Source organism: Streptomyces bobili (assembly GCF_002154575.1).
Lineage (GTDB): Bacteria > Actinomycetota > Actinomycetes > Streptomycetales > Streptomycetaceae > Streptomyces > Streptomyces bobili.
On sequence record NZ_MUBA01000012.1, the window covers coordinates 14,837 to 40,420 of the forward strand.

Consider the following 25,584-nt stretch of genomic DNA (forward strand, 5'->3'; position numbering starts at 1 on the left):
GGCGTCGGACGTGCCGTGGGGCACGGGGTTGGGCGTGAACGGGGGCGCGGTCAGGGGCGGGTGCCGGACAGGAGGCCGGTCACCAGCCGTGCCGTCGCCGCGTCCCGGGCGGCCGTGAACGGCAGGGTGTTGTCGCCCGTGATCCTGAACGGCTCGCCGGTGAGGGTGAGATGGGCGCCGCCCGCCTCCTCGACCAGCAGCAGCCCCGCCGCGTGGTCCCAGGCCGCCTCCCAGGAGAAGGCGGTGGCGTCCAACGCGCCCCTGGCTACGGCGAGATACTCCAGGCCCGCCGAGCCGCACGGGCGCGGGGCGACGCCGTCCGTCCACACGCCGAGCAGGGCGCGCTTCTGGTCGTCGGTGGTGTAGTCGGGGTGGGAGGTCGCCACCGTGAGGTCGCGGCCCGGCGCGGGCGGACCGGCGAACAGCCGCTCGCCGTCCAGGAAGGCGCCGCCACCGCGCACGGCTGTGGCGAGTTGGTCGCGGGCGGGGGCGTAGGTCCAGGAGGCCCGCACGACCCCGTGCAGGGCGAGCGCGACCAGGGTGCAGAAGCCCTCGTCGCCGTGCACGAACTGCCGTGTGCCGTCGACCGGGTCGACGATCCACACCGGGGCGTCGCCCTGTATCGCCTGGTAGGTGGCCGGGTTGGCGTGCACCGCTTCCTCCCCGACGACGACCGAGCCGGGCAGCAGGGCGGCGAGGGCCTCGGTGAGATACAGCTCCGCGTTGCGGTCGGCGTCGGTGACCAGGTCGTGCGGGCCGGCCTTCTGATCCACCTCGTGCGCGGCGAGCTGCCGGAAGCGCGGCATGATCTCCGCGGCGGCGGCCTTGCGGACCGCTTCCTCCACGTCAGCGGCGTGGCGGGCGAGAAACTCGTCGATGGTTTCCGTATTTCCGATCATGTCTCCATGAGAACACGCCCCACTGACAATCCCCTCCCCGCCGGTGCACACCGGGTGGAATCGGGATGAAGAGGAGACGGAAGCCCCCCTTCCGGGCTCCCTTTCCTCAGCGTCCGACCGCGTACCCCTGCATCCCCCGTGGGTTCGCCGCCGCGGAGAGGATTCCCGTCTCCGGGTCGCGGGCGACCGCGCACAGGCGGCCCTCGGACCACGCGTCGGCGACGGTCACCTCGTGGCCGCGCCCGCGCAGCTCCTCGATGACGGCACGGGGCATGCGGGACTCCACGGTCACGCTGCCCGGCCGCATGCCGCGCGGGTAGAAGGAGCCGGGGAAGGCGTCGTTGTGCCAGTTCGGTGCGTCGATCGCGCCTTGCAGGTCGAGGCCGCCCCGCACACGCGCGCGTGCGGCGACGGCGAGGAAGAAGTGCAGCTGCCACTGGTCCTGCTGGTCGCCGCCGGGGGTGCCGAAGGCGAGGACCGGGATGCCGTCGCGCAGGGCGAGCGACGGCGTGAGGGTGGTGCGGGGGCGGCGGCCGGGGGTGAGGGAGTTCGGCAGGCCCTCCTCCAGCCAGGTCATCTGCAGCCGGGTGCCGAGCGGGAAGCCCAGTTCGGGCACGACCGGGTTGGACTGGAGCCAGCCGCCGCTGGGCGTGGCCGCGACCATGTTGCCCCAGCGGTCGACGACGTCGAGATGGCAGGTGTCGCCGCGGGTGGCCCCGTCCGCGGCGGTCTCGGGCTCGCCCGGCACCGGCGACGTCGGCCGCTTCGCGACGGTCGGCTCACCGGCGCCCATCGGGCTGGAACCGGGCTCGTCCGTGGCCACCACGCGCGCGTGGGCGCTCAGCCGGGGCTCGCGTCCGCCAGGACTGCCCGGCCGCAGCTCGTAGGACGCCCGGTCGCCGATCAGCGCGCGCCGGCCGGCGTTGTACGGCGCCGAGAGCAGCTCGGCGAGCGGAACCGGGGCCGCGTCGCCGTACCAGGCCTCACGGTCGGCCATGGCGAGCTTGCAGCCCTCCACGAGGAGGTGGACGTGGTCGGCGGAGCCGTGTTCGGGCAGCTCGGGCGGGAGGAGGGCGAGCTGCTGGAGGAGGACCGGGCCCTGGCTCCAGGGGCCCGCCTTGCAGACGGTCCAGCCGTTGTGGTCGTACGTCGCCGGCGCCTCGTAGGTCGCGGACCAGGCGGCGAGGTCGGCGGCCGTGAGCGTGCCGGTGTGGTGCGTGCCGCTGGTGTCCAGGGTGGGTCGCTGTGCCTGGCGGACGAGTGCGTCGGCGATGAATCCGGTCCGCCAGACCTCTCGTGCGGCCTCGATACGTGCCTCCCGTCCCCCCGCGCCGGCGGTCTCGGCGAGGAGCCGCTTCCAGGTGGCGGCGAGAGCGGGGTTGCGCAGCAGGCGGCCGGGGCGGGGTGCTTCGCCGCCGGGCAGGTAGAGGTCCGCCGAGGACGTCCACTCGGTCTCGAACAGCTCGCGTACGGTCTCGACGGTGGCGCCGATGTTCTCCACGGGCGGGTGCCCGTGCTCGGCGTAGCCGATGGCGTACTTCAGGACGTCGTCGAGGGGCTTGGTGCCGTGGTCGCGGAGCAGCAGCATCCAGGCGTCGAAGGCGCCGGGGACGGCCGCCGCCAGGGGGCCGGTGCCGGGGACCAGGTCCAGTCCGAGGCCCCGGTAGTGGGCGACGGTCGCGCCGGCCGGGGCGACGCCCTGCCCGCACAGCACCCGCACCTCGCCGCCCGCGGGGGCGACCAGGACGGGGACCTCGCCGGCGGGGCCGTTGAGGTGGGGTTCGACGACGTGCAGCACGAAGGCTCCGGCCACGGCGGCGTCGTAGGCGTTGCCGCCGTCCTCCAGGACGGCCATCGCCGCCTGTGAGGCCAGCCAGTGGGTGGAGGACACCATGCCGAAGGTGCCCTGGAGGGTGGGTCTGGTCGTGAACACAGGCCTCTGTCTCCTTCTCCCGTTGCCCCGAAGGCACCTCGCTCGCCGCGAAGGCTATCGAGGGTGAGGGCGGAGCAGGGCCGCGCCGGCCGGCGTGAGGGTGTGCAGGACCGTGTTGGCGTGGCGCTGGCTCTCGATGAGGCCGGCGTCGCGCAGGACGGTCGTGTGGTGGGTCGCGGTGGCCGGGGAGACACTGACCGCACGGGCGAGTTCCGCGTTGGTGGCGCCGTTGGCGACGACGTTCAGTACGGCGGCACGGGTGCGCCCGAGCAGCGCGGTCAGCGGCGCGTCGGTCCGGTCGGGCGACGGCCGGGGATCCGGGCGGCTCACGGGGTACACGAGGACCGGCGGCAGGCCGGGGTCGGCGAGGGAGACCGGGGTGCGCCAGCAGAAGTACGACGGGACGAACAGCAGGCCCCGGCCGTCGAGATGGAGATCGCGGGTCTGGCGGTAGTCGACCTCCAGGACAGGAGGGCGCCAGCGCATGACCGGCGGCAGGCTGCGGAGCATGCTGTCGGTACCGCCGTCGAGGAACGCCCGCGCCAGCCGGCCGCGTTCGGCGTCGACGCAGGCCTGCATACGGTCACGGTAGGGAGCGACGACAGCGTCGTCGTAGGCCCGCAGGACGCGCACCAGGTCTTCGCGGGCGGCCTTGTCCACCAGGGCGAAGACGGCTGACGGCGCGTCGGTGACCTGGACCAGCCGCCGGAGTTCGTGCCGGACCCGGGTGGGCGGCGTGGCCAGGATCGCCGCGAGTCCGTGTTCCAGGCCCTCCTCAGCCTCGGGCGGGGTCAGGAAGTCGGGAAAGTAGGCCGCGCGGGGGTACAGCGTCGACAGGTCGAGCAGGGCCGTACCGAGCCGGTGGCCGGACAGGGCGGCACGAGCCTCCCGGTACCAGCCGGCGTGCGCCCGGCGTCCGCTCTGGGTCTGGAAGCGGTGCAGGCTGAGGGCGATCTCCCACAAGGGGTCGGGCGCCGCCGCGATCCTGGTGCGTACAAGATCGTCCGGTCTGAAATGGATGCGCAACATCTGTTCCCCCGGTCCCCCCGGAAGCAGCGGCCTCCTGCGGGCGGCTGCGTCACCGGCTTCGACCATGCCGGACGGTCTCGGCGACGGACAACCTCAAGACCGGCCATGTACGGCCATGTACACGCTAAGGGAACATACGGGCGCGAAGGATCACTGGGCGATCAGGCCGGCGACGGCGGCGCGGATCGCGGCCAGTTGGGAGTACAGCGTGCCGCCGGGACAGTCGGTGGCCGCCCAGTCGCGGTGTCCGGAGATGGAGTGCCCGTCCCACATGACGCCGCTGACCGGATTGACGTAGATCGTCTTCTCGCGCTGAGGATCGATGGAATGCCGCACGGAGAGTTCCGCGAGCAGTTGGACGAGCGCGGTACGCGCGGCGGCCGTCGGCGCGGTGCCGGCCAGGTTCCCCAGCAGGGCGATCCCGACGTTTCCGGCGTTGTACCCGCCGATGTGGGCACCGGTGACGAGCCGTCCCGCGGCGTCGTGTGCGGCGTTCCCGTCGGTGCCGGACCAGCGCCCCTCGTACACCAGTCCGCCTGCGTCGACGAGGTAGTTGTACCCGATGTCGCCCCATCCCTGGGCGACCGCCTGATCGCGGTAGATGGTGCGGACTCTGGACGCGGGGTCGGCCTCGCCGTTGGGGCTGCCGGTGTGGTGAACGGACAGGGTCTGCACGGGGTGGTACTCGGGTGACCAGGTCTCGGTGCCGTCGGCACCGAAGCGGAGGCGCTCGTCCGCACCCCACGCCTGTCGCGACACCAGTACGTAGCCGGCCGCGGCCGGCGACACGGCGTCGGCCGGTGAGGAGGCGGCGGCCGTGGCAGGACGGGACGCGGCCCCGGTCACGGCGGCGGCGCCCAGGACCCCCAGCAGTGTGCGCCGGGACAACGATGCTCCGGAATTCATGTCAGCCCTTCTGTCGCGGTGGTGCCTTCCGTGCGAACGGGACGCGCGTCCCACGCGGTCGGGCCGCGGTGGACGCGCGTCGCCGTCGCCGTCGTCGTCGTTCTTCCGTTCAGGTCACAGGTTGAGACTGCACGCGTAGTTCGGGCTGTTCGCCCAGTAGCGCAGGCTGTTCCAGGTGTTGGGGCCGACGTACCCGTCGACGGTGAGACCGCCGGCGCAGGACTGGAATCGCCGGGCCGCGGTGTTGGACTGCGGTCCGAACATGCCGTCGACCGTCAGGTTGTCGCCCGACATGGAGAGGTTGAGATAACACTGGGCGAGCTTGACGGCGGACGGGTTCGACGTGTCGACGGACCCCTGACTGACCGTGGGCGGGGGCCAGCTCGTGCCCCAGTAGGAGCCGCAGACACCGTCGATGGTGGGTGCGGCGCTCGCGGTCTGCAGACCGCCGATGCCCCCGGCCAGCAGCATGGCCACGGCGGTGACGAGCACCGCGATCCGGTTCCTTCTCATACGCATGTCACTCCAAGGCTCAGTCCGCATACGCGGAGCCGTTCTGGCGCGTGCCCCGATGCTCTCGGCCGGGCGCGGCCCCTGTCACGCTCGTTCGAAGGTGGCGAAAAGACGCAGGCGGAGGCGCGGGACGACGCAGGAAAGGGATGCTCCGCTTCCCTGCGAGCGCCTCCCTGCGACCGCCTCCCTGCGACCGCCTCCCTGCGACCGCCTCCCTGCGACCGCCTCCCTGCGACCGCCTCCCTGCGACGGCCGCCTTGCGACGGCCACCTTGCGACCGCTGGGGGCGGCGACGAGGGATCAGCACTCGCCGCGCCACCGCACGGACAGCGCGGTGATCGCGCCGTCGGGTGCGTTCCACTTGTACGCCCCCGGTCCGGGGTTGAAGTGCATGCACCGTGAGCCGGCGACACCGTTGTCGCTGTAGCCGAACTGGACATGGTCCACGCCCGGGTCGACAAGGCCGTTGTTGAACACGGAGCCGACCGCGTAGTAGGTGCCCGACCAGTTGCCGACGGTGCGGAACACCAGGCTTCCGGTCTGGTTGGGGCCCGAGTAGGCACAGAAGTAGCCCCTCGGGCAGTTGGGCGGGCTGGCCTCCGCCGACGCCGTGGGCGCCGTGGCGAGGGTGGCGCCGAAGGCCGCCGTGGCCGCCAGGGTGACGATGAGACGCTTGCGCATGATTCTTCCCCCAGTCGTGTGCGAGTGGTCGCTCAAGTGGTGTGTGCCGAGCAGCTGTTGCCGCGGCGCGTGGGCAACCGCGCGACACGAGAGTGGCCGTTCGCCGGACCGCCGCGCGAGGTGATTCGAGTACGGCCGAATGACGCCGTTCATCCGGTGTGTACCGCTGCGAAACTGTGCGGGAAGGCAGGTGCCTGCGCAGGGGGGACACGGGGATCATGGGGCTCCGGGTGCACTTCACAGCCGCCGATCTGGCGTGCGTGCGGATGGCCCAGGGGCCCGACCCGGCATGGGAGACCGTGCTGAGCGCGCATCTGCTGAGGAAGACCGAGGGCCGGGGCGCGTTCGACGTCTGGCGCAGGCAGGCCAGGGTCCGGTTGCGGCACCTGCCCCCTCGGCAGCTCCGGCTGATCCGTCAGCTGGCTCCGCCGTTCGGTCCGACTCCCGACTTCCTCACCCCCGTACAGGCGGGACCCGATCTCGACTCCGGTATCGAGACGATCCTGTCGACGCCGAAGCACCGGCTGCGCGCCGAACTCTCGGTCCTGGAGGACGGACCCGGCGTCGCCCGGGACCTGTTCGACGGCACACCGTCCGCCGTCGCCGAACTGGGCGAGGCGCTGCGCGGCTACCACCGTGCTGCGGTCGCCCCGAGCTGGTCACAGATCCACGCCCTGGTCGACGCCGAACGGGCGGAAGGGTCCCGCGGCCTCCTCGACCAGGGCGTCGACGGGCTGCTGCACAGCCTCAGGCCCACGTTCCGCTGGTCCCCTCCGGTGCTGGAGGCGGACTATCCGTACGACCGTGACCTGTACCTGAACGGGCGCGGTGTCCTGCTGATTCCGTCCATGTTCTGCTGGCGCACACCCGTCACGTATGTCGACCCGGAGCTGCCTCCCGTGCTGGTCTATCCGGTCGCCCCCGGAATCGGCTGGTGGACCACCCCCTCCGGGACACCGGACACCAAGCCGGGAGACGCGCTCGCCCGGCTCCTCGGAGCGACCAGGGCGGCCGCTCTGCGGGTCATCGAGGACGGCTGCAACACCGCGGAACTCGCCCGCCGCATCGGCGTCAGCCCACCCACCGCCAGCCAGCACGCCGCCGTGCTGCGCGAGGCGCGCCTCATCGCCTCGGTCCGGCGCGGCAACAGAATGCTCCACACCCTCACCCCCCTCGGGACCGGGCTGCTGCACACGCACGCGAACGCGTCCTGAAGGGCGGCGACGGCGCGTGCGGCACGCTTGCGGCGCCCTGCCGCTGCCGACCGCCGCACTGCCGCCCGACCGCCGGGCCGATTTCCGCTCCGGCCGGTGGGTACCCGAGGCATCCACGCGCGGGTCCGCCTGCGCCGACGTACGTCAGGAGGCTGCCATGGCCGACATGAGCCCGATCGATGTGCAGAAGGCACTGAAGGGCGCCGACTACCCCGCCAGCCGCGACGACCTCGTCTCGCTGGCCCGCAGCAACGGCGCCGACGAGAAGGTCGTCGACAAGCTGTCGCACGCGGGGACGAAGAAGTTCGACGGTCCCAACGACGTGCAGAAGGCCATCTTCGGCAACGCCTAGCGGCAACGACCGAGCGGCGACGACCGAGCGGCGACGACCGACGGCCACCGCATCGACACGCCCGCCGAGGCCGCGGACCGCCCAGCGGCTCGCCGCGCGGCCCCGGCGGGACGGCGTCGCGGTGGCGCGGCGTCGCCCGGCCTCGCGTCCGCGCCGGCCGGCCCGGACGCGCGATCCGCCGTACCGACACGAGCCGAGGACGGTACCGACCATGACCGAGTACGAACGTTCCCGCACCATGCCCGCGCCCCCCGAGCGCGTCTTCGACCGGGCAGCCGACCTCGGCCGGATGGACGCCTGGCTGCCGGACGCCCTGCATGTCGACGCCGCCGGGGACCTGCCCGCCGTCACGGTGCACGAGGACCGCACCGACGAGGACACCGCGGCCCTGCTGCGCCCGCGGCGCGAGCAGATGCGGCTGGAATGGGGCACCCGGGAGGGGGGCGGCTACACGGGCTGGCTCCAGGTGGCCGGCATCGGCGGCGACACCAGCGAGGTGACCGTGCATCTGTCGTTCTTCGACACCGGGCACGACCCGGGCGAGAAGGCGGTGAGCGAGGCCCTGGACACCAGCCTGCGACGTCTGGAGGAACAGGTACGGCCGCCCGCGCACGGCGCTGGCGCCTGAACGCCGGCCGAGACACCGGTCGGCCGGTGTCTCGGCCTGTGCCTCGGCCCGTAGCGGCCACCGCGGGCGGGGCGTGCCGCCCGCCCTGGCGGGAAATCCGCGCTCTCCTGTCACCGCGCCACCACGGAGCGAGTTCGCCCTTTCGCCCCACAGGCAGTCGTGTGAAACTGGCGTCCCCGTCCGCATCGTGGACCTCGTCCGCACCGTCCCCCACGAAAGTGCGCCGTGCGTTCTCTCCCACTGCCGCTCGCCCTCACCGCGCGACTGACCCCGGTGATCGTGCTCGCCTGCGCGGGCTGGGCGATGTCGTCCGGTCCGACCGACCCAGCGAAGGACACCGCGGCCAAGGACACGCAGAAACCCCGTTCCGAGTCGTCCGCGCCGTCCTCGACGGCGGTGACGAAGACGTACGGCGCCGCCCCCGCACCGTGCACGAGTGTGGCCGCCAAGACGGTGAGTTCGCTGGTGCCGGCCGCGAAGACAGCCGGCAAGGAGATCCCGTCGACGGACACCTCCCTGCGCCGCACCTGCTCCTGGAACGCCCTCAAGGGGTACGACTACCGGTGGCTGGACATCTCGTTCGAGCTGGCGGAGTCCGACGACGACGCGGCGGCCTCGTTCAAGGACCGCACCACGGAGAAGGCCGGCGGCGGAGCCGTTCCGGGGCTCGGGGACGAGGCCTACTCGGTGGTGAACCTGACCACGGAGGACAAGCAGCAGACCCGTGAGGGCACCGTCCTCGCGCGTGTCGCGAACGCGCTTGTCGTCGTCACCTACAACGGCAGCGACTTCGAGTCGAAGAAGGCTCCCGGCACCGACGAGATCAACAAGGGCGCGATCAAGGCGGCGAAGGAAGCGGTCGCCTCGCTGAAGGCCGCCGCGGTCAACTGAGGCCGCCCAGAAACCCGAACGAGGGCGCCGGCGGGGTTCTTCCACCCGCCGCCGCCCTCACCCGTGATCCCGCCCGCGTCACACGGCGGTCCTGTCACGTCCTCTCAGCAGCATCAACGCCAGGTAGAGCGCCATCGAGGTGCCCAGGCCCACCGCCCAGCCGTAGTCGGCCAGCGGCTCCAGCGCCGCGACGGGACGGCCGTCGATCAGCGGCTTGAAGCTCGCGCCGCCGACGGCGAGGACACCGCCCACCACGAAGGCCACGACCGCCCGCCAGTTCCAGCCGGCGTTGTACCAGTAACGGCCGCCCGTCCGGTACAGGTCGGTCAGGTCGAGCTTGCCGCGGCGCAGGATCCAGTAGTCGGCGATGAGGATGCCGGCGACCGTGCCGAGGAGCCCGCCGACCAGGCCGAGCCAGGTGAAGATGTAGCCCTCCGGGTCGGAATACAGCTTCCACGGGAAGATCAGCACGCCGAGGACGCAGGTGACGAGCGCACCGGTGCGGAAACTGATCTTCCGGGGCGCGATGTTGGAGAAGTCGAAGGCGGGCGAGACCAGGTTGGCGGCGATGTTGACGGACAGGGTCGCCACCAGCACGGTCACCAGCGCGAACAGCAGGCCCACGACGTTGTCCGTCTTCGCCGCGAGCTGTACCGGGTCCCAGATCGTCTCGCCGTACACGGCCTGCGAACCCGAGGTGACCATCACCGACAGCAGCGCGAACAATGTCATGGTCGTGGGCAGACCGAGGGCCTGTCCCCAGGTCTGCGCCTTCTGCGACTTTCCGTACCGGGTGAAGTCGGGGATGTTCAGCGACAGCGTCGACCAGAAGCCGATCATGCCCATGAGGGACGGCCAGAACAGCTTCCAGAAGTCGGCACCCCAGCCGAGCTTGGAGGGCTGGTCGAGCAACGGGCCGAAACCGCCCGCCTTGTTGCTCATCCAGATCAGCATCACGAGCGCGCCGACGAGGACGAAGGGCGCCGCCCAGTTCTCGAAGCGGCGGATCGTCTCCATGCCCCGGTAGATGATCGCCACCTGAAGCGCCCAGAAGATCGCGAAGGACAGCCACATGGTCCAGGGGTGGCCGCCGAACTCACCGGCCTCGCTCCAGCCGTTGCCGATCAGCTTTCCGGCCAGGAAGAAGATCGCCTCGCCGCCGATCCAGGTCTGGATGCCGAACCAGCCACAGGCCACCAACGCCCGTACGACAGCGGGGAGGTTGGCGCCGCGGATGCCGAAGGAGGCACGGGCGAAGACCGGGAAGGGGATGCCGTACTTCGGTCCCGCGTGCCCGGTGAGCAGCATCGGCACCAGCACGATCAGGTTGGCGAGGGCGATGGTGAACACCGCCTGCTTCCAGTCCATGCCGACGGCGATCAGACCGGAGGCGAGGGTCCACGAGGCCGTGTTGTGGGCCATGCCGACCCAGAGCGCGGAGAAGTTGTACGTGGTCCAGGTGCGCTTCTCGACGGGGACCGGCAGCAGGTCCTCGTTGGCGTAGGGGCCGCTGGGCAGCGGCGAACCAGGGGCAATCTCCACCCGGCCGTCGGCGAGGGTGACTTGAGAGGTCGGCGGTATGGCCGGGGAAGCGGTGTCGGTCATGGGCAGGCCAATCGAACGAGGGTGGGACGGGAGAGGCCGTGCGGGCGGTGCCGAGGGGGGTGCGCGGGGAGGGCGCCCTGGGCCCCCTTCCCGAGAACGGCGGGAAGGGGGAGCATGGGAGGCGTCGGCGACCGGCGGTGAGCCGGGCTCCGTTGCCGGTTCAGCCGTTGAGCGCGGGAATCACCGTGGTGCCGTAGGCGTCGATGGTGGCCTCCTGCGCGTCGTGCATGTCGTAGACGGCGAACTGGTCGACGCCCAGCCCACGCAGCGCGTTCAGCTTCTCGATGTGCTTCTCGACCGGCCCGATGAGGCAGAACCGGTCGACGATCTCGTCGGGCACGAACTGGGTGTCCGGGTTGTCGGCGCGGCCGTGGTGCGAGTAGTCGTAGCCCTCGCGCGCCTTGATGTAGTCGGTGAGTTCGTCCGGTACGGCGGCGGAGTGCTCTCCGTACTTGGAGACCAGGTCGGCCACGTGGTTGCCGACCATGCCGCCGAACCAGCGGCACTGGTCCCGGGCGTGGGCGAGCGCCTCGGGCGAGTCGTCCTCGGTGACGTACGCCGGGGCGGCGACGCAGATCTTCACCTCGCCGGGGTCACGCCCGGCGGCGACGGCGGCGTCTTTGACGGCCTTGACCATGTACTCGGTGAGGTACAGGTCGGCGAGCTGGAGGATGAAGCCGTCGGCCTCCTCGCCGGTCATCTTCAGCGCCTTGGGCCCGTACGCGGCCATCCAGACCGGGAGTTCGGCGCCCGGCTTGATCCACGGGAACCTGATCACCGTGCCGCCGAGGTCGGCCTCGTCACCGCGGCCGAGGGCGCGGATGACCTTCATTGCCTCGCTGATCCGGGCCAGGGTGTTGGGCTTGCGGCCCGCGACCCGCATCGCGGAGTCGCCGCGGCCGATGCCGCACACGGTGCGGTTGCCGAACATGTCGTTGAGGGTGGCGAAGGTGGAGGCGGTGACCTCCCAGGTGCGGGTGCCCGGGTTGGTGACCATCGGGCCGACCGTCAGCTTGCTGGTGCTCGACAGGATCTGACTGTAGATCACGAACGGCTCCTGCCAGAGCACGGCCGAGTCGAAGGTCCATCCGTAGGTGAAGCCGTTGCGCTCGGCCCGCTGCATCAGGCTGATGACCTTCGAGGCCGGCGGGTCGGTCTGCAGGACGAGTCCGAAGTCCATTGGCGCCACTCCTAGTTGAGGTACTGACAGGTGGAGCGCGGGGTGTAGACACCGTGACCGGCGCGCCCGGTGTACTCCCGCTCGGTGATGACGGGTACGCCGCGCGAGAGGACCGTCTCGACGCGGCCGGTGATCCGCTTGCCCTCGTACGCCGAGTAGTCGACGTTCATGTGGTGGGTGTCGGCGGAGACGGTCTGCTCGGCGTGCGGGTCGTAGATGACGACGTCCGCGTCGGCGCCCGGGGTGATGGTGCCCTTCTTCGGGTACATGCCGAACATGCGCGCAGGGGTGGCGCACGCGATCTCGATCCAGCGGCGGCGCGAGATGTGTCCGTCGACGACGGCCTGGTGGAGAAGGTCCATACGGTTCTCGACGCCCGGCAGACCGTTGGGGATCTTGGAGAAGTCGCCCCAGCCCAGTTCCTTCTGGCCCACGAAGCAGAAGGGGCAGTGGTCCGTCGACACCACCTGGAGGTCGTTGGTCCGCAGGCCCTGCCACAGCTTGGCCTGGTGCTCCCTGGGGCGCAGCGGCGTGCTGCACACGTACTTGGAGCCCTCGAAGCCGGGCTCGGCCAGGTTGTCGGTGGACAGGAACAGGTACTGCGGACAGGTCTCGCCGAAGACGTTCAGTCCCTCGTCCCGCGCCCTGGCCAGTTCCGCGACCGCTTCCATCGCCGATACGTGCACCACGTAGAGGGGCGCTCCGGCGACCTGCGCGAGCTTGATGGCGCGGTGGGTGGCCTCGGCCTCCAGCAGTGCCTTGCGTACCTCGCCGTGGTAGCGGGGGTCGGTCTCACCGCGGGCCAGCGCCTGCTCGACCAGGACGTCGATGGCGATCCCGTTCTCCGCGTGCATCATGATCAGGCCGCCGTTCTCGGCGGAGCGCTGCATGGCGCGCAGGATCTGGCCGTCGTCGCTGTAGAAGACGCCCGGATAGGCCATGAACTGCTTGAAGGAGGTCACGCCCTCCTCCACCAGCAGGTCCATCTCCTTGAGCGTCTCCTGGTTCACATCGGAGACGATCATGTGGAAGGCGTAGTCGATGGCACAGTTGCCCTCGGCCTTGGCGTGCCAGGCGTCCAGGCCCTCGCGCAGAGTGTGGCCGACGCTCTGTACGGCGAAGTCGACGATCGTCGTCGTACCGCCCCAGGCGGCGGCGCGCGTGCCGGTCTCGAAGGTGTCGGAGGCGAAGGTGCCGCCGAACGGCAGCTCCATGTGGGTGTGGGCGTCGACCCCGCCCGGGATGACGTACTTCCCGGTGGCGTCGATGGCCTTCTCGGCGGTCCAGGCCTCGGCGGCCGGGGTACCGGAGGCGGCGAGGGCGGCGATACGGCCGTCCTCGATCAGGACGTCGGCGTGGATCTCGTCGGACGCGGTGATGACGAGGCCACCACGGATGACGGTTCGGCTCATGCGTTGACGCTCCGCTGGGTTGTGGTCGGCAGATACGGGTCGTGAGCGGGTCGCGTCCCGGCGCGGGGCCGCACCGGGCTCACGGGGACCCCGCCCCGCGCCCCCTGACGAGGGCTTCGCCCCGCAGGGGGGACGCGGGGAGCCGCACCGGTCAGGGCGCGGTCAGCGGGGGGTAGGCGTCGGGACGGCGGTCCCGGTAGAACTGCCAGCGGTCGCGGACCTCGCGCAGCTTGGCCATGTCCAGGTCGCGGACGACGAGTTCGCTCTCCTTGTCGCTCGCCACCTCGCCGACGAACTGGGCCTCCGGGTCCACGAAGTACGAGGTTCCGTAGAAGTCGTTCTCGCCCAGTTCCTCGACGCCGACCCGGTTGATCGCGCCGATGAAGTACTCGTTGGCGACGGCCGCCGCCGGCTGCTCCAGCTGCCACAGATAGGCGGACAGGCCGCGGGAGGTGGCCGACGGGTTGAAGACGATCTCGGCGCCTTCCAGGCCCAGGGCGCGCCAGCCCTCGGGGAAGTGGCGGTCGTAGCAGATGTAGACGCCGATCCTGCCGACGGCGGTGTCGAAGACGGGCCAGCCCACGTTGCCGGGACGGAAGTAGAACTTCTCCCAGAAACCCTTCACCTGCGGGATGTGGTGCTTGCGGTACTTGCCGAGGTAGCTGCCGTCCGCGTCGATCACCGCGGCGGTGTTGTAGAGGACGCCCGGCTGCTCCTCCTCGTACATCGGCAGCACCAGGACGATGCCGTGCTCCCTGGCGAGTGCCTGGAAGCGCTTGACGATCGGTCCGTCGGGGACCTGCTCGGCGTACTCGTAGAACGCCGGGTCCTGGACCTGGCAGAAGTACGGTCCGTAGAACAGTTCCTGGAAGCACAGGACCTGTGCACCCTGGGCGGCCGCGTCGCGCACCGCCTGCTCGTGCACCTGGATCATCGACTCCTTGTCGCCGGTCCACGCGGTCTGGAAGACGGCGGCTCGGATCACTCTGCTCATCGGGACCTCCGGTCGCTGGGTGTGCGAGGAGCCTAGGAAGTCCGAAAGCGGGCTTTGAGGTGCACCGTGTCACGTCTGGGGGCGTTGGACGTGCCACGGTGTCACGACTTCGTCGACGCATGTTTCACCACCGTTTTCCCAGGTCGTCGCATGTTTCACTCCTGTTGCGCACCGGACGTGCCGACCGGATTCCCCGTGTGGTGTGCGACGCTCTCCGGCCCGTCGCCGGCCGGCGCCGTGCCGTCGGCGCCGGCCGCACCGGCGCGCCTCATGCCTGTTGCGCGTCGTGCGCGAGGAGGGCGATGTGCACCGACGCGGCCTGTTCGAAGTCGTCGAGGTCCACCCCGAGCCGGCCCTGGATCGCCTCGAGCCGCCGGTACAGCGCGGGCCGTGAGACGTGGTGGAGCTGGGCGGTGCGGGACTTGTTGCGGCCGGTGGCGAGGTAGGTGCGCAGGACGGCCAGCAGATCCTCTCCGGCCGCGGACAGCAGCCCGTCCAGTTCCCGCTCGGCGAAGGCCTGCACATGCGGGTCGTCCCTCAACAGCCGTATCAGGCCCCGCAGATGGACGTCCTTGAGGCGGACGACGGCCGGGAGGTCGAGGACCGGGGAGGAGTCGGCGACGGCGTCCGCGACGTGCTGGGCCTCGCGCAGTCCCGCGGGTACGTCGTCCCAGGCGACGCGGGGCGCGGCGGCGGCCACGACGGTGCCGCTCTCCCCGGACTCGGTGCGCAGCCGGGCGGCGAAGTGCGCGGTGAGCGCGTCGGCGTCCTGGTCCCGGGCGAGGCTGAGCAGCACCGCGGTGGCCCCGTCGGCGAGTTCGGCGACCAGCCCGGCCATGCCCAGCAGGCGGAGCATTCTCTCCAGTTGGGCGCAGTCGCCGTCCCGGACGACCAGCGGGACGAAGGTGCGCCGGTTGACCGGCAGTCCGGCGGCCCGCGCGCGGGGCAGCAGTTGGCGGGCCGCCACGACGCCGGAGACCAGGTCGGTGAGCAGGCCCTGAGTGGACTGCTCCTCCCAGGAGTGGGCGGTGGCGCCGCCGAGCATGCGGTGCAGGACGAGGGCCTCGGCGGCCCGGTCGGCGAGCAGCCGCCCGCCCGCGGTGTCGCCGCGGTAGCCGCAGAGCATGATCTGGCCCCAGCGTTCACCGCGTCCGCCCAGTTCGGCGCGGATCCAGCCGTCGCCCTCGCTGCCGCCCGCCTGGCGGGCGATGCGTTCCCAGTCACGCAGCACGTCGTCGACCGCGGACCGCTCCCCGGCCGTGGCCAGGACCCGGTGGGCGAGGTTGGTGACGACGACGGGACAGCCGGTGTGGTGGGCGATCTCGTCGAGCAGGTGCTGCAGGGGCGCACCGGTGGTGATGAGTCCGGTGAGCGCGGTGCGTACGGCCTCGGAGAGGCTGACGGCGGCGAACTTGCGCCGCACGAGCCGCGACTGGACCTCCTCGGTCAGTTCCGCGAAGGGGAAGGGGCGGTGCAGGACGACCATGGGCAGTCCGCACCGCTCGGCGGCGCGCCGCATCGTGTCCGGCGGGGCGGGGAAGGCCCGGCCGAGGCCCAGGACGACGGCGGCGGCCTCCGCGCGGTGCAGCGAGCGGATGTACTCGGCCTGCGCGTTCTCGTCGCCGGCGAGCAGTACTCCGGTGGTGAGGACCATCTCGCCGCCGCTGAGCATCACGCCGACGTCGGCGGCCTCGGCGACGTGCACCCAGCGCACGGGCCTGTCGAGCTGGGCCGCGCCGGCCACCACCTCGGGTTCCCCGGCCAGCACGCGTTCCAGCGCGAGGACCTGACGGACCGACAGGGCCGGCTCCAGGGGCTCGACGGGCCCCCGGTACTCCCGGATGGTGGTGGTCATGGCGTGGTTCCCTTGCTCGGGCGCCGCGTGCGCTCAGGCACCGCGGTGCGCTCAGGCGTTACTGCGTGCTTCTGAGCGCGCTTTCGAGGATCGCGGCGCCCTCCTCGGCCTCCGCGACGGTCAGGGACAGGGGCGGGGCGACACGCAGGGCGCTGGTGCTGTGGCCGCCGCCCTTGCCGATCAGCAGTCCCCCGGCGCGGGCGGCCTCCAGGACTGCGGCGGCCCGGTCGGGGTCGGCCTCGTCGGTGCCGGGCCTGGTCAGCTCGACGCCGATCATCAGCCCGCGCCCGCGTACCTCCCGTACGCCCGGGTCCTGGGCGGCGACGGCCCGCAGCCGTTCGATGAGGAGTCCGCCGACCCGCCGGGCGTTGCCCTGGAGGTCGTGCTCCAGCAGGTGGGAGAGGTTGGCGAGGCCGGCGGCCATGGTGACCTGGGTGCCGCCGAAGGTGGAGATGCTGTTGGCGTCCAGGCAGTTCATGATCTCGGAGCGGGCGACGACCCCGCCGATGGACATGCCGTTGCCGATGCCCTTGGCGAAGGTGACGATGTCGGGCGGGCCGTTGCGGTCGTGTGCCTGCCAACCCCAGAAGTGGTCGCCGGTGCGGCCCCAGCCGGTCTGCACCTCGTCGGCGATCCACAGGATCCCGTGTGCGTTCAGCACTTCTCGGAATGCCGCATACAGTCCGTCCGGCGGGGACGTGAAGCCGCCGACACCCTGGACCGGCTCGGCGATCAGGGCGGCGGGCGGGCGGGTGTGGCCGAGCAGGTCCTTCAGGTCCTCGACGCAGGCCGCGATGAACGCGCTGTCGTCGAGTGACGCGTACGGACCGCGGGTGCGCACGCCTCCGTGGACGTACAGCGTCTGGAGCGGGGACAGGGAGGTGGGTGACCAGCCGCGGTTGCCGGTGATGCCGACGGCGCTGAAGGAACGGCCGTGGTAGCTGTTGCGCATCGCCAGGATCGTGTTGCTGCGCCGGTGGGCGGTGGCGAGCAGCAGCGCGGTGTCGTTGGCCTCGGTGCCGGAGGTGGTGAAGAAGACGCGGGCGTCCGGGATGGCGCTCAGGTGGGCGATGCGCTCGGCGAGTTCGACCATCGGGCGGTTGAGGTAGAGCGTGGAGGAATGGATGATCCGTCCGGCCTGCTCGCTCACCGCCTTCGTGACCTCGGGCAGCGCGTGCGCGGTCATGGTCGTGAGGATGCCGCCGAAGAAGTCCAGGTACTTGTTTCCCTGGGCGTCCCATACGTGGCGGCCCTCGCCGTGGGTGATCTCCAGCGGCCGGTCGTAGTAGAGGGCGAGCCAGTCCGGCAGGACCCGGCGGTGACGGGCGTAGAGGTCGTTCACGGCTGGACCAGCCCTTCGTAGGCGTCGGGGCGGCGGTCGCGGTAGAAGGCCCAGGTCTGCCGTACCTCCTCGACCAGGTCGAGGTCGAGGTCGCGGACGAGGAGTTCCTCGTCCTTGTCGCCGGCCGTCCCGCCGACGAACTGTCCGCGCGGGTCCACGAAGTAGGACGTGCCGTAGAAGTCGTTGTCGCCGTATTCCTCGACGCCGACCCGGTTGATGGCGGCGACGAAGTACTCGTTGGCGACGGCGGCGGCGGGCTGTTCGAGCTGCCAGAGGTGGGAGGAGAGCCCCCGGTGGGTGGCCGACGGGTTGTAGACCAGCTGGGCGCCGTTGAGGCCGAGCTGGCGCCAGCCCTCCGGGAAGTGGCGGTCGTAGCAGATGTAGACGCCGACCTTGCCGACGGCCGTGTCGAAGACCGGCCAGCCGAGGTTGCCCGGCTTGAAGTAGTACTTCTCCCAGAATCCCTTCACCTGCGGGATGTGGTGCTTGCGGTACTTGCCGAGGTAGCTGCCGTCGGCGTCGATCACGGCGGCGGTGTTGTAGTAGAAACCGGACTGCTCGATCTCGAAGACGGGGACGACGATCACCATGCCCGTCTCGCGGGCCAGCTCCTGCATACGGCGCACGGTCGGTCCGTCGGGGACCGGCTCGGCCCAGCGGTAGTGCTCCGGCTCCTGGACCTGACAGAAGTACGGGGCGTTGAAGACCTCCTGGAACCCGATGATCTTCGCGCCCTGCCGGGCCGCCTCGCGGGCGTGCTCCTCGTGTTTCGCCACCATGGACTCGGTGTCGCCGGTCCAGGTGGCCTGGACCAGAGCGGCACGTACGACGTTGGCCATGAGCTGCTCCTTCGACGGGAAACGTCAGGGCCCTCTACGCCCGTAGACACTGGTCGTAGAGGGACGAACGTAAGCCTCGGGGACGGGCTTGCCAAGACCATCGTCGTTAACCCGCTGAGTCGATCGCGTTTCACACTCCGGTGGGTGAGCCGCGGGCGGACGGCCTACGCGCGGGCGTGCGGGTCAGGTGGTGAAGCCTGCGACGCGCAGCGCGTGGACCAGGTCCCAGTGGCGCTCGTCCGAGACGCCGCGGGCGGCCTCCAGCAGCAGCGGGACCAGGAGCTGCGGGTCGGGGGCGACGCTGCGGGCCGCCTCCTCGGGGGTGCGGACGCGGACGTAGGCGTCGAGCAGCGCGCGCACCTCGCGGCGGCGTCCGTCGGCCACCAGGGCGCCGACGGCCTCCCCGATCTCCTCGGCCGGGCGGGCGACGCCCTGGCGCAGGATCTGTTCCCCGTCGGCGGTGCGGCCCGCCTCTGCCAGGGCGTCCGCCGCGGCGACGAGACGGTCGGCGGGCAGCGAGGCGGCCTCCCACAGCAGGGTCGTCCAGTCGGCGGTGAGACCCGAACGCTGCAGGCCGGCGGCGAGCAGCGGGATGCGCGCGGCGGGCCAGTAGGCGAACTCGACGAGCAGCGCGTGCGCCTCGCCGCTGCGGCCCTCGCTGCGGAGCCTGACCAGCCGCTCCACCGCTTCGGCGGTCTCGCGCCGGTCCGCCGCGTCCATCGGCGGGGCCGAAGGCTCCGGCCGCTGCCGCGGTTCCTCGGCGGCCCCGGCGAAGCGGGCACCGCGCGGCGTACGGCGCGTGCTCGGCGCGGGCGCAGGCAGCGCCACGGCCTCGTCGACGGGCGGTACGGCGAGGGGGGCGGCCTCCTCCTCGGCCATCCCGGCGAACCGCGCACCGCCCCGACGGCGCTTGCGCTGCTTGGGCACGGAGGCGGGGGCGGCGTCGTCAGGGGCGTGCCGGCCGGCGTCTTCCGGGTTCCGGGCGTCCGGGGCGGTCGCCGCCGCCTCGGCGTACGGGGATGCCGGGGACGTACGGGTGTCGGCGTACGGGGAGACCTGGGGGGTGTGCGGGTCGCCGTGGGCGGGAGCCGTGGCCGGCCGGGCGTAACCGTGTGCGGCTGTTTCCGCCCGCTGGACCGGCACGACTCCCTCGGTCCGGCCGCCACCACCGGCACCTTCACCGGCACCACCAGCCAGCCGGTCCAACTCGGCGATGCGATAACGGAGTTCGGCGCAGCGAGCGGTGGCACGTTCGTGGTCGTCGTGGGCCCAGGCGAGGTCGAGGCGGATGGCCTCGGCCTCCTCGCGGGTGGTCGCGGCGGCGAGCAGGCGGCCCAGTTCGGCCTGCCGGTCGACGGCGTAGCGCTGCTCGCGGAGCATGACGTCGAGACGGTCCCCGAGGGCGTCACGGGCGCCGGGTCCGGCGTCGTGGGCGGCGAGGGCGGCGATGTGCAGGGGCCGGGCCCGTTGCGCCTGCTGAGCGGCGACGGGGGTGCCGTAGTTCGCGGCGAGGTCCTGGAGCAGGGCCTCCACCACGTCCCAGGGCGGCACCTCACGGCCGTCGAGGCAGGCCCGCATCCCGTCCGGGTCGCGCTGCCAGAAGACCGCGCACCAACCGGCACCCTGATCCAGGCGCGCCAGCAGTCCGTCCAGGTAGTTCGCGAACTCCCGCAGTTGCCCTGGGAGTTGATCCAAAGCCATCGCCCAACTCCTGCCGACCGGAACACTCCGGTCCGTAGAAAACACCATACGTGTTACGGCGCGGATACAGGGAGTTTTCCTCGGGGACGCGAGGGTCTCCCGACGCCGTCCCGGCGGATGAGCGGAACCGGATTTCCGGCCCTCGCCCGCCTCCGCCCGGCTCCGCCGGCCCATGGCCGGACGCGTGCGGACATGCCACCCCAAAAGGAACGTGTCATCGTGGTGTAGCCCGACCCGGACAGGAAACCCGTCCGCACCGGCAACGCAGTCGAGGGAACGGAATGCCATGACCAGCGGCTACATCGGCCCTGAGGGCGACCCCTTCGGTGAATTCCTGGCGCGCTTCTTCGGCGGGCCCCGCCCCGGCCCCCGCCAGATCAACATCGGCCAGCTCCTCAGCCAGCCGGCGAGGGAGCTGGTCCGCGGCGCCGCCCAGTACGCCGCCGAGCACGGCAGCCGCGATCTGGACACCGAGCACCTGCTGCGGGCCGCCCTCACGGCGGAGCCGACCCGCAGCCTGCTCAGCCGGGCCGGCGCGGACCCCGACTCCCTCGCGACGGAGATCGACGAGCGCTCCGGCCCGGCGCAGCACCCGCCGGGCGAGGTGCCGCCGCCCACCTCGCTGTCGCTGACGCCGGCCGCCAAACGGGCCCTGCTGGACGCCCACGACCTGGCGCGCTCGCGCGGGGCGGGCTATATCGGCCCCGAGCACGTGCTGAGCGCCCTGGCGGCGAACCCGGACTCCGCGGCCGGGCACATCCTCAACGCGGCCCGCTTCGCGCCGCCCGCGGGCCCCTCCGAGCCCGCGGACACGCTGCCGCCGCAGACCGGCCAGGAGCGGCAGCGGCCCAGCTCCACGCCGACGCTGGACAAGTACGGCCGCGATCTCACCGACCTGGCGCGCAAGGGCCGTATCGACCCGGTGATCGGCCGGGACGACGAGATCGAGCAGACGATCGAGGTGCTGTCGCGGCGCGGCAAGAACAACCCCGTGCTGATCGGTGACGCGGGTGTGGGCAAGACCGCCATCGTGGAGGGGCTGGCGCAGCGCATCGCGGACGGTGACGTGCCGGACGTGCTGACCGGCCGCCGGGTCGTCGCCCTGGACCTGTCCGGAGTGGTTGCGGGAACCCGTTACCGAGGCGACTTCGAGGAGCGCCTCAACGCGATCGTGAACGAGATCCGCGAGCACTCCGGCGAACTCATCGTCTTCATCGACGAGTTGCACACGGTGGTCGGTGCGGGCGGCGGCGGCGAGGGTGGCTCGATGGACGCCGGGAACATCCTCAAGCCGGCGCTGGCCCGCGGTGAGCTGCACATCGTGGGTGCCAGCACCCTGGAGGAGTACCGCAGGATCGAGAAGGACGCGGCGCTGGCCCGGCGGTTCCAGCCGATCCTGGTGCCCGAGCCGTCGGCCCCGGACGCGATCGAGATCCTGCGCGGTCTGCGCGACCGGTACGAGGCCCACCACCAGGTCCGCTACACCGACGAGGCGCTGGTGGCGGCGGTGGGGCTGTCCGACCGCTATCTCACCGACCGGCGGCTGCCCGACAAGGCCATCGACCTGATCGACCAGGCGGGCGCCCGGGTGCGTCTCGGCGCCCGCACCAAGGGCACCGACGTACGGGCCATGGAGCGCGAGGTCGAGCAGCTGACCCGCGACAAGGACCAGGCCGTCGCCGACGAGCAGTACGAGCAGGCCACCCAACTGCGGGACCGGATCGTGGAGTTGAAGGGGCGGATCGCGGACGCGGCCGGGGACGGCGAGGCCGACGAGGGCCAGCATCTGGAGGTCACCGCGGAGGCCATCGCCGAGGTCGTCTCCCGCCAGACCGGCATCCCCGTCGCGAGCCTCACCCAGGAGGAGAAGGACCGGCTGCTCGGCCTGGAACAGCATCTGCACGAGCGGGTCGTCGGGCAGGACGAGGCCGTGCGGGTCGTCTCGGACGCCGTGCTGCGCTCGCGCGCCGGACTGTCGAGCCCGGACCGGCCGATCGGCAGTTTCCTGTTCCTGGGCCCGACCGGGGTGGGCAAGACCGAGCTGGCCCGCGCGCTCGCCGAGGCGCTGTTCGGCAGCGAGGAGCGCATGGTCCGCCTGGACATGAGCGAGTACCAGGAGCGGCACACGGTGAGCCGCCTGGTGGGCGCACCGCCCGGCTACGTGGGCCATGAGGAGGCCGGCCAGCTCACCGAGGCGGTCCGCCGTCACCCGTACTCGCTGCTGCTGCTCGACGAGGTGGAGAAAGCGCATCCGGACGTCTTCAACATCCTGCTGCAGGTGCTCGACGACGGGCGGCTGACCGACGCGCAGGGCCGCACGGTCGACTTCACCAACACGGTGATCGTGATGACCAGCAACCTGGGTTCGGAGGCGATCACGCGGCGCGGCGCGGGAATCGGTTTCGGCGCGGGCGGCGCCGAGGCCGACGAGGAGGCGCGGCGGGAGCAGATCCTGCGACCGCTGCGCGACCACTTCCGGCCGGAGTTCCTCAACCGCATCGACGAGATCGTCGTCTTCCGCCAGCTCAGCGGTGACCAACTGCGGCGGATCACCGATCTGTTGCTGGACGGGACCCGTCGGCTGGTGCACTCGCAGGGGATCGCGGTGGAGTTCTCCGAAGCGGCCGTCGACTGGCTTGCCGAACGCGGTTACCAGCCCGAGTACGGTGCCCGCCCGCTGCGCCGCACCATCCAGCGCGAGGTCGACAACCAGCTGTCCCGGCTGCTGCTCGACGGGCGGGTCCAGGAGGGCGCCCGCGTGACGGTCGACGTCCAGGACGGGCGGCTCGCGTTCCGTACGGTCCGCGACGAGCCGCCCGCTCCCGAGCTGTGAACTCCCGGCGTCCTACGACGCCGGCAGCACCACCTGCGCCGAGCCGCCGCCCCGCCGTACGGTCTCGGCCGCCGCGAGCCACTTCCCGCCGGGCAGCCGCTGTACGGCGGTCGCGGCGCCGATCTCCGGGTTGAGCCGGAAGGAGTGCCCGATCGCCGCCAGTTCCGCGGCCGAGCCGCTGCCGTAGAGGCCGGGTTCGAGTTCCGTCTGGGCGGCGTTGCGCTGGCTGGCGCGGGGAGCGGCGATGGCGTCCACGAGCGGCAGCCCGCGGTCGAGGAATTGGGTGAGGGTCTGCAGGACGGTGGTGATGATGGTGGCGCCGCCGGGTGAACCGAGGGCCACCACCGGCTGGTTGTGCCGGTCGAGGACGATGGTCGGCGCGATCGAGGACCGCGGCCGCTTGCCCGGACCGGGCAGGTTGGGGTCGTGCACGGCCGGGTTGGCCGGGGCGAAGGAGAAGTCCGTCAGCTCGTTGTTGAGGATGAATCCGCGTCCGGGGACGGTGATGCCGCTGCCGCCGGTCTGCTCGATGGTGAGCGTGTAGGCAACGACGTTCCCCCACTTGTCGGCGACGGTCAGGTGCGTGGTGCTGTCGCCCTCGTACGTCGTCGGCGCCGCCGTGCCCGCCGTGGCGCAGGCCGCCGGGTTGCGGGGGTCTCCGGGCGCGACCGGGCTGGTGAGCACCGCGTCGTCCTTGATCAGGCACTCCCGCGAGTCGGCGTACCGCTGCGAGAGCAGTTCCCCGGCCGGTACGTCCTCGAAGGCCGGGTCGCCGACCCAGCGCCCGCGGTCGGCGAAGGCGATGCGGCTGGCCTCGATGTACCGGTGCAGGTACTGGGCCTGGCTCGCCTTGGACAGATCGGTCCGCTCCAGGATGTTGAGGGCCTCGCCGACGGTCGTGCCACCGGAGGAGGAGGGCGCGATGGAGTACACGCCGAGGCCTCGGTAGGTGGTCCTGGTGGGTGCCTGGAGCTTGGCGCGGTAGGCGGCGAGGTCCTTCGCGGACAGCTCGCCGGGCCGGGCGTTCCAGCCCGAAGCCGGGTCCACCGGCGGCTTGTTCACGGTGTCGACGATGTCCTCGGCGAGGTCGCCCCGGTAGAGCGTGCCGACCCCCTTGCGGCCCAGCTCGGCGTAGGTGCGGGCGAGGTCGGGGTTCTTGAAGGTGGAGCCGACGGCCGGGAGCTGTCCGCCGGGCAGGAACAGCTCGGTGGTGTCGGGGAAGTAGCGGAAGCGGGTCTCGTTGGCGGCGGTCTGGCTGCGGAAGGTGGCGTCGACGGTGAAGCCGTCGCGGGCCAGGCGCTCGGCGGGCTTGAGCAGCGTGCCGAGCTTCCTGCTGCCCCAGCGGTCTAGGGCCGTCGCCCAGGTGGCGGGCGTGCCGGGGGTGCCGACGCCGAGGCCGCTGCTGACGGCGTCGGCGAAGGCGAGGGGCTTGCCGTTCTCGAGGAACAGGTTCGCGTCGGCGGTGAGCGGGGCGGTCTCGCGGCCGTCGATCGTGCGCACCGTACGGGACTTGGCGTCGTAGTAGACGAAGTAGCCGCCTCCGCCGATGCCCGCGGAGTAGGGCTCGGTGACGCCGAGGGCGGCGGCGGTCGCGACGGCCGCGTCCACCGCGTTGCCGCCCTTGCGCAGGATCTCGATGCCGGCGGCGGAGGCGTCCGCGTCGACGCTGGCCACGGCACCGCCGTAGCCGACGGCGACGGGTGTCTTCTCGGCGGCGGTCCCGCCGGCGGCGGGTGGCGCCGCCGCTCCCACCGAGACCACGGCGGCGGAAACCGCCAGGACGAGCAGTTTCCGCGCGACAGAGCGGCGCATCCGTACCTCCAGTCCGGGAACGTCCGCGCAGCGTAACCACAACGCGGGGCCCCCGACAGCCCCCTTCCGGGCAGTGTCATGCGACTGGCACACATCGAACACGGGTACGTTCCGGCCATGGGACCCCACTACTATGCGCGCCCATGAATGACGACGTGCGCAACATCGTTCTGGGTCTGGTCGCGGCCGGTATCAGTGCCGCCCTGGGCTGGGTCGCCCGTACCTACCTCTGGCGACGCAGGCTACGGCGCAAGCAGGCCTTCTTCGGGCTGCCGAACAACTCGGAGTGCCTGCTCGTCGTCAACCGCGACCCGGCGACCTCGGAACCGGCGGTGCACCGCTTCGACGTCTTCGCGCTCCTTGAGCTGTCCGCGCTGATCAAGGACTGCGGGGCCAACATCCAGGTGGTCACCCAGGACACGGCCCAGCAGGGCTTCGGCGAACGCACCGAGTTCTGCGTGGGCGGCCCGGCCTCCAACCGGCGGATGATGGCGCACATGGCGGCGATGCTGCCCGGCGTGCGGGTCAACGTCGACGCCGAACCGGGCCCGGACCGGGGGGCGTTCCAGATCGGCAGCGAACGGCACCGCCTGGAGGCGGGCGTCACCGAGTACGTGCTGCTGGCCCGGCTGACCGCCGCCCAGCGCCGCGACGCCCGGCCGGTGTTCCTCTTCTGCGGCCAGCGCGCGATCACCAACCAGGCCGCCACGCGCTATCTGGCCCGCAACCACGAGCGCCTCCACCGCAAGCACGGAAACAACTCCTTCGTGCTGCTGCTGAAGGTCGTCAACTCCCAGGCGTACGGCCCGGACGTGGTGGAACTGGTCGCCGATGTGACACGGGCCGCCCAGACGCCGCTCCCCGCGCAGGCCGTCTCCACCCCAGCCTCGCACCGCGCGTCCTGACCGCCGGCCCACAGCCTCCTCCCCAACTCCTCGCGTTCCGGCCCCGGATGCCCCGCACCC

The 25,584-nt window shown here is 71.7% G+C and carries 21 protein-coding genes; 6 read left to right on the forward strand and 15 right to left on the reverse strand.

The annotated features are described in order from the left end of the window. Positions 1–50 precede the first annotated feature (50 nt). The 6 genes from BZL64_RS01120 to BZL64_RS01145 form a co-directional block, all read right to left on the reverse strand. The gene (locus tag BZL64_RS01120; protein ID WP_086765045.1) at positions 51–899 is read right to left on the reverse strand and encodes an inositol monophosphatase family protein; all 849 of its coding nucleotides are present in this window, start codon (positions 897–899) and stop codon (positions 51–53) included. 106 nt (positions 900–1,005) lie between these two features. Beyond that, positions 1,006–2,832, reverse strand: a complete 1,827-nt coding sequence (locus BZL64_RS01125; protein ID WP_086765048.1) for a gamma-glutamyltransferase family protein — start codon at positions 2,830–2,832, stop codon at positions 1,006–1,008. 54 nt (positions 2,833–2,886) lie between these two features. Beyond that, entirely contained in the window at positions 2,887–3,861 is a 975-nt protein-coding gene (locus BZL64_RS01130; protein ID WP_086765051.1) for an ArsR/SmtB family transcription factor, read from the reverse strand. Between the two features lie 150 nt (positions 3,862–4,011). After that, positions 4,012–4,767, reverse strand: a complete 756-nt coding sequence (locus tag BZL64_RS01135) for an N-acetylmuramoyl-L-alanine amidase (protein WP_086765054.1) — start codon at positions 4,765–4,767, stop codon at positions 4,012–4,014. 114 nt (positions 4,768–4,881) lie between these two features. Further along, positions 4,882–5,280, reverse strand: coding sequence for a peptidoglycan-binding domain-containing protein (locus BZL64_RS01140; protein WP_158101490.1), 399 nt, complete (start codon positions 5,278–5,280; stop codon positions 4,882–4,884). Between the two features lie 300 nt (positions 5,281–5,580). After that, entirely contained in the window at positions 5,581–5,961 is a 381-nt protein-coding gene (locus BZL64_RS01145; RefSeq protein WP_086765060.1) for a peptidase inhibitor family I36 protein, read from the reverse strand. A gap of 230 nt (positions 5,962–6,191) precedes the next feature. Here BZL64_RS01145 and BZL64_RS01150 point away from each other — a divergent pair, with 230 nt between their 5' ends. The 4 genes from BZL64_RS01150 to BZL64_RS01165 all read left to right on the forward strand — a co-directional run bounded on the left by BZL64_RS01150 (position 6,192) and on the right by BZL64_RS01165 (position 9,046). Beyond that, the gene (locus BZL64_RS01150; protein ID WP_244205132.1) at positions 6,192–7,175 is read left to right on the forward strand and encodes an ArsR/SmtB family transcription factor; all 984 of its coding nucleotides are present in this window, start codon (positions 6,192–6,194) and stop codon (positions 7,173–7,175) included. A 157-nt stretch (positions 7,176–7,332) separates the two neighbouring features. Beyond that, positions 7,333–7,527 carry a DUF2795 domain-containing protein gene (locus BZL64_RS01155; protein WP_086765066.1) on the forward strand — a complete coding sequence of 65 codons (195 nt, stop codon included), beginning with the start codon at positions 7,333–7,335 and terminating at the stop codon, positions 7,525–7,527. A gap of 211 nt (positions 7,528–7,738) precedes the next feature. Further along, positions 7,739–8,155, forward strand: coding sequence for an SRPBCC family protein (locus tag BZL64_RS01160; RefSeq protein ID WP_086765069.1), 417 nt, complete (start codon positions 7,739–7,741; stop codon positions 8,153–8,155). Between the two features lie 225 nt (positions 8,156–8,380). Next, the gene (locus BZL64_RS01165; protein WP_086765072.1) at positions 8,381–9,046 is read left to right on the forward strand and encodes a hypothetical protein; all 666 of its coding nucleotides are present in this window, start codon (positions 8,381–8,383) and stop codon (positions 9,044–9,046) included. A gap of 78 nt (positions 9,047–9,124) precedes the next feature. On the opposite strand, the gene BZL64_RS01170 is transcribed toward BZL64_RS01165, so the two are convergent. From BZL64_RS01170 to BZL64_RS01205, 8 genes are all read right to left on the reverse strand, one after another. Then, entirely contained in the window at positions 9,125–10,651 is a 1,527-nt protein-coding gene (locus BZL64_RS01170; protein ID WP_086765075.1) for an NCS1 family nucleobase:cation symporter-1, read from the reverse strand. Between the two features lie 160 nt (positions 10,652–10,811). Beyond that, complete coding sequence (locus tag BZL64_RS01175; protein ID WP_086765078.1) at positions 10,812–11,831, reverse strand: TIGR03842 family LLM class F420-dependent oxidoreductase; 1,020 nt, start codon at positions 11,829–11,831, stop codon at positions 10,812–10,814. Between the two features lie 11 nt (positions 11,832–11,842). Beyond that, entirely contained in the window at positions 11,843–13,243 is a 1,401-nt protein-coding gene (hydA, locus tag BZL64_RS01180) for a dihydropyrimidinase (RefSeq protein ID WP_086765081.1), read from the reverse strand. Between the two features lie 151 nt (positions 13,244–13,394). Beyond that, complete coding sequence (locus BZL64_RS01185) at positions 13,395–14,237, reverse strand: nitrilase-related carbon-nitrogen hydrolase (RefSeq protein ID WP_086765084.1); 843 nt, start codon at positions 14,235–14,237, stop codon at positions 13,395–13,397. Positions 14,238–14,505: 268 nt separating this feature from the next. Continuing rightward, entirely contained in the window at positions 14,506–16,092 is a 1,587-nt protein-coding gene (locus BZL64_RS01190) for a PucR family transcriptional regulator (protein WP_086765087.1), read from the reverse strand. 58 nt (positions 16,093–16,150) lie between these two features. Beyond that, positions 16,151–17,434, reverse strand: coding sequence for an aspartate aminotransferase family protein (locus BZL64_RS01195; protein WP_086765090.1), 1,284 nt, complete (start codon positions 17,432–17,434; stop codon positions 16,151–16,153). Continuing rightward, on the reverse strand, positions 17,431–18,273 hold the full coding sequence (locus tag BZL64_RS01200) for a nitrilase-related carbon-nitrogen hydrolase (RefSeq protein WP_086765091.1): 843 nt from the start codon (positions 18,271–18,273) through the stop codon (positions 17,431–17,433). Before BZL64_RS01200 ends, BZL64_RS01195 begins: the two co-directional genes overlap by 4 nt. 183 nt (positions 18,274–18,456) lie before the next feature. Beyond that, a complete protein-coding gene (locus BZL64_RS01205; protein ID WP_086765094.1) occupies positions 18,457–19,974 on the reverse strand; it encodes a hypothetical protein in 1,518 nt (505 codons plus the stop codon). A gap of 286 nt (positions 19,975–20,260) precedes the next feature. Here BZL64_RS01205 and BZL64_RS01210 point away from each other — a divergent pair, with 286 nt between their 5' ends. Further along, a complete protein-coding gene (locus tag BZL64_RS01210; protein WP_086765097.1) occupies positions 20,261–22,807 on the forward strand; it encodes an ATP-dependent Clp protease ATP-binding subunit in 2,547 nt (848 codons plus the stop codon). A 12-nt stretch (positions 22,808–22,819) separates the two neighbouring features. Here BZL64_RS01210 and ggt read toward each other — a convergent pair whose 3' ends face one another. Beyond that, complete coding sequence (gene ggt / locus BZL64_RS01215) at positions 22,820–24,619, reverse strand: gamma-glutamyltransferase (protein WP_086765100.1); 1,800 nt, start codon at positions 24,617–24,619, stop codon at positions 22,820–22,822. 143 nt (positions 24,620–24,762) lie between these two features. Here ggt and BZL64_RS01220 point away from each other — a divergent pair, with 143 nt between their 5' ends. Then, positions 24,763–25,524 (forward strand): hypothetical protein, encoded by a 762-nt coding sequence (locus tag BZL64_RS01220; RefSeq protein ID WP_086765103.1) that lies wholly within the window; start codon positions 24,763–24,765, stop codon positions 25,522–25,524. Positions 25,525–25,584 lie beyond the last annotated feature (60 nt).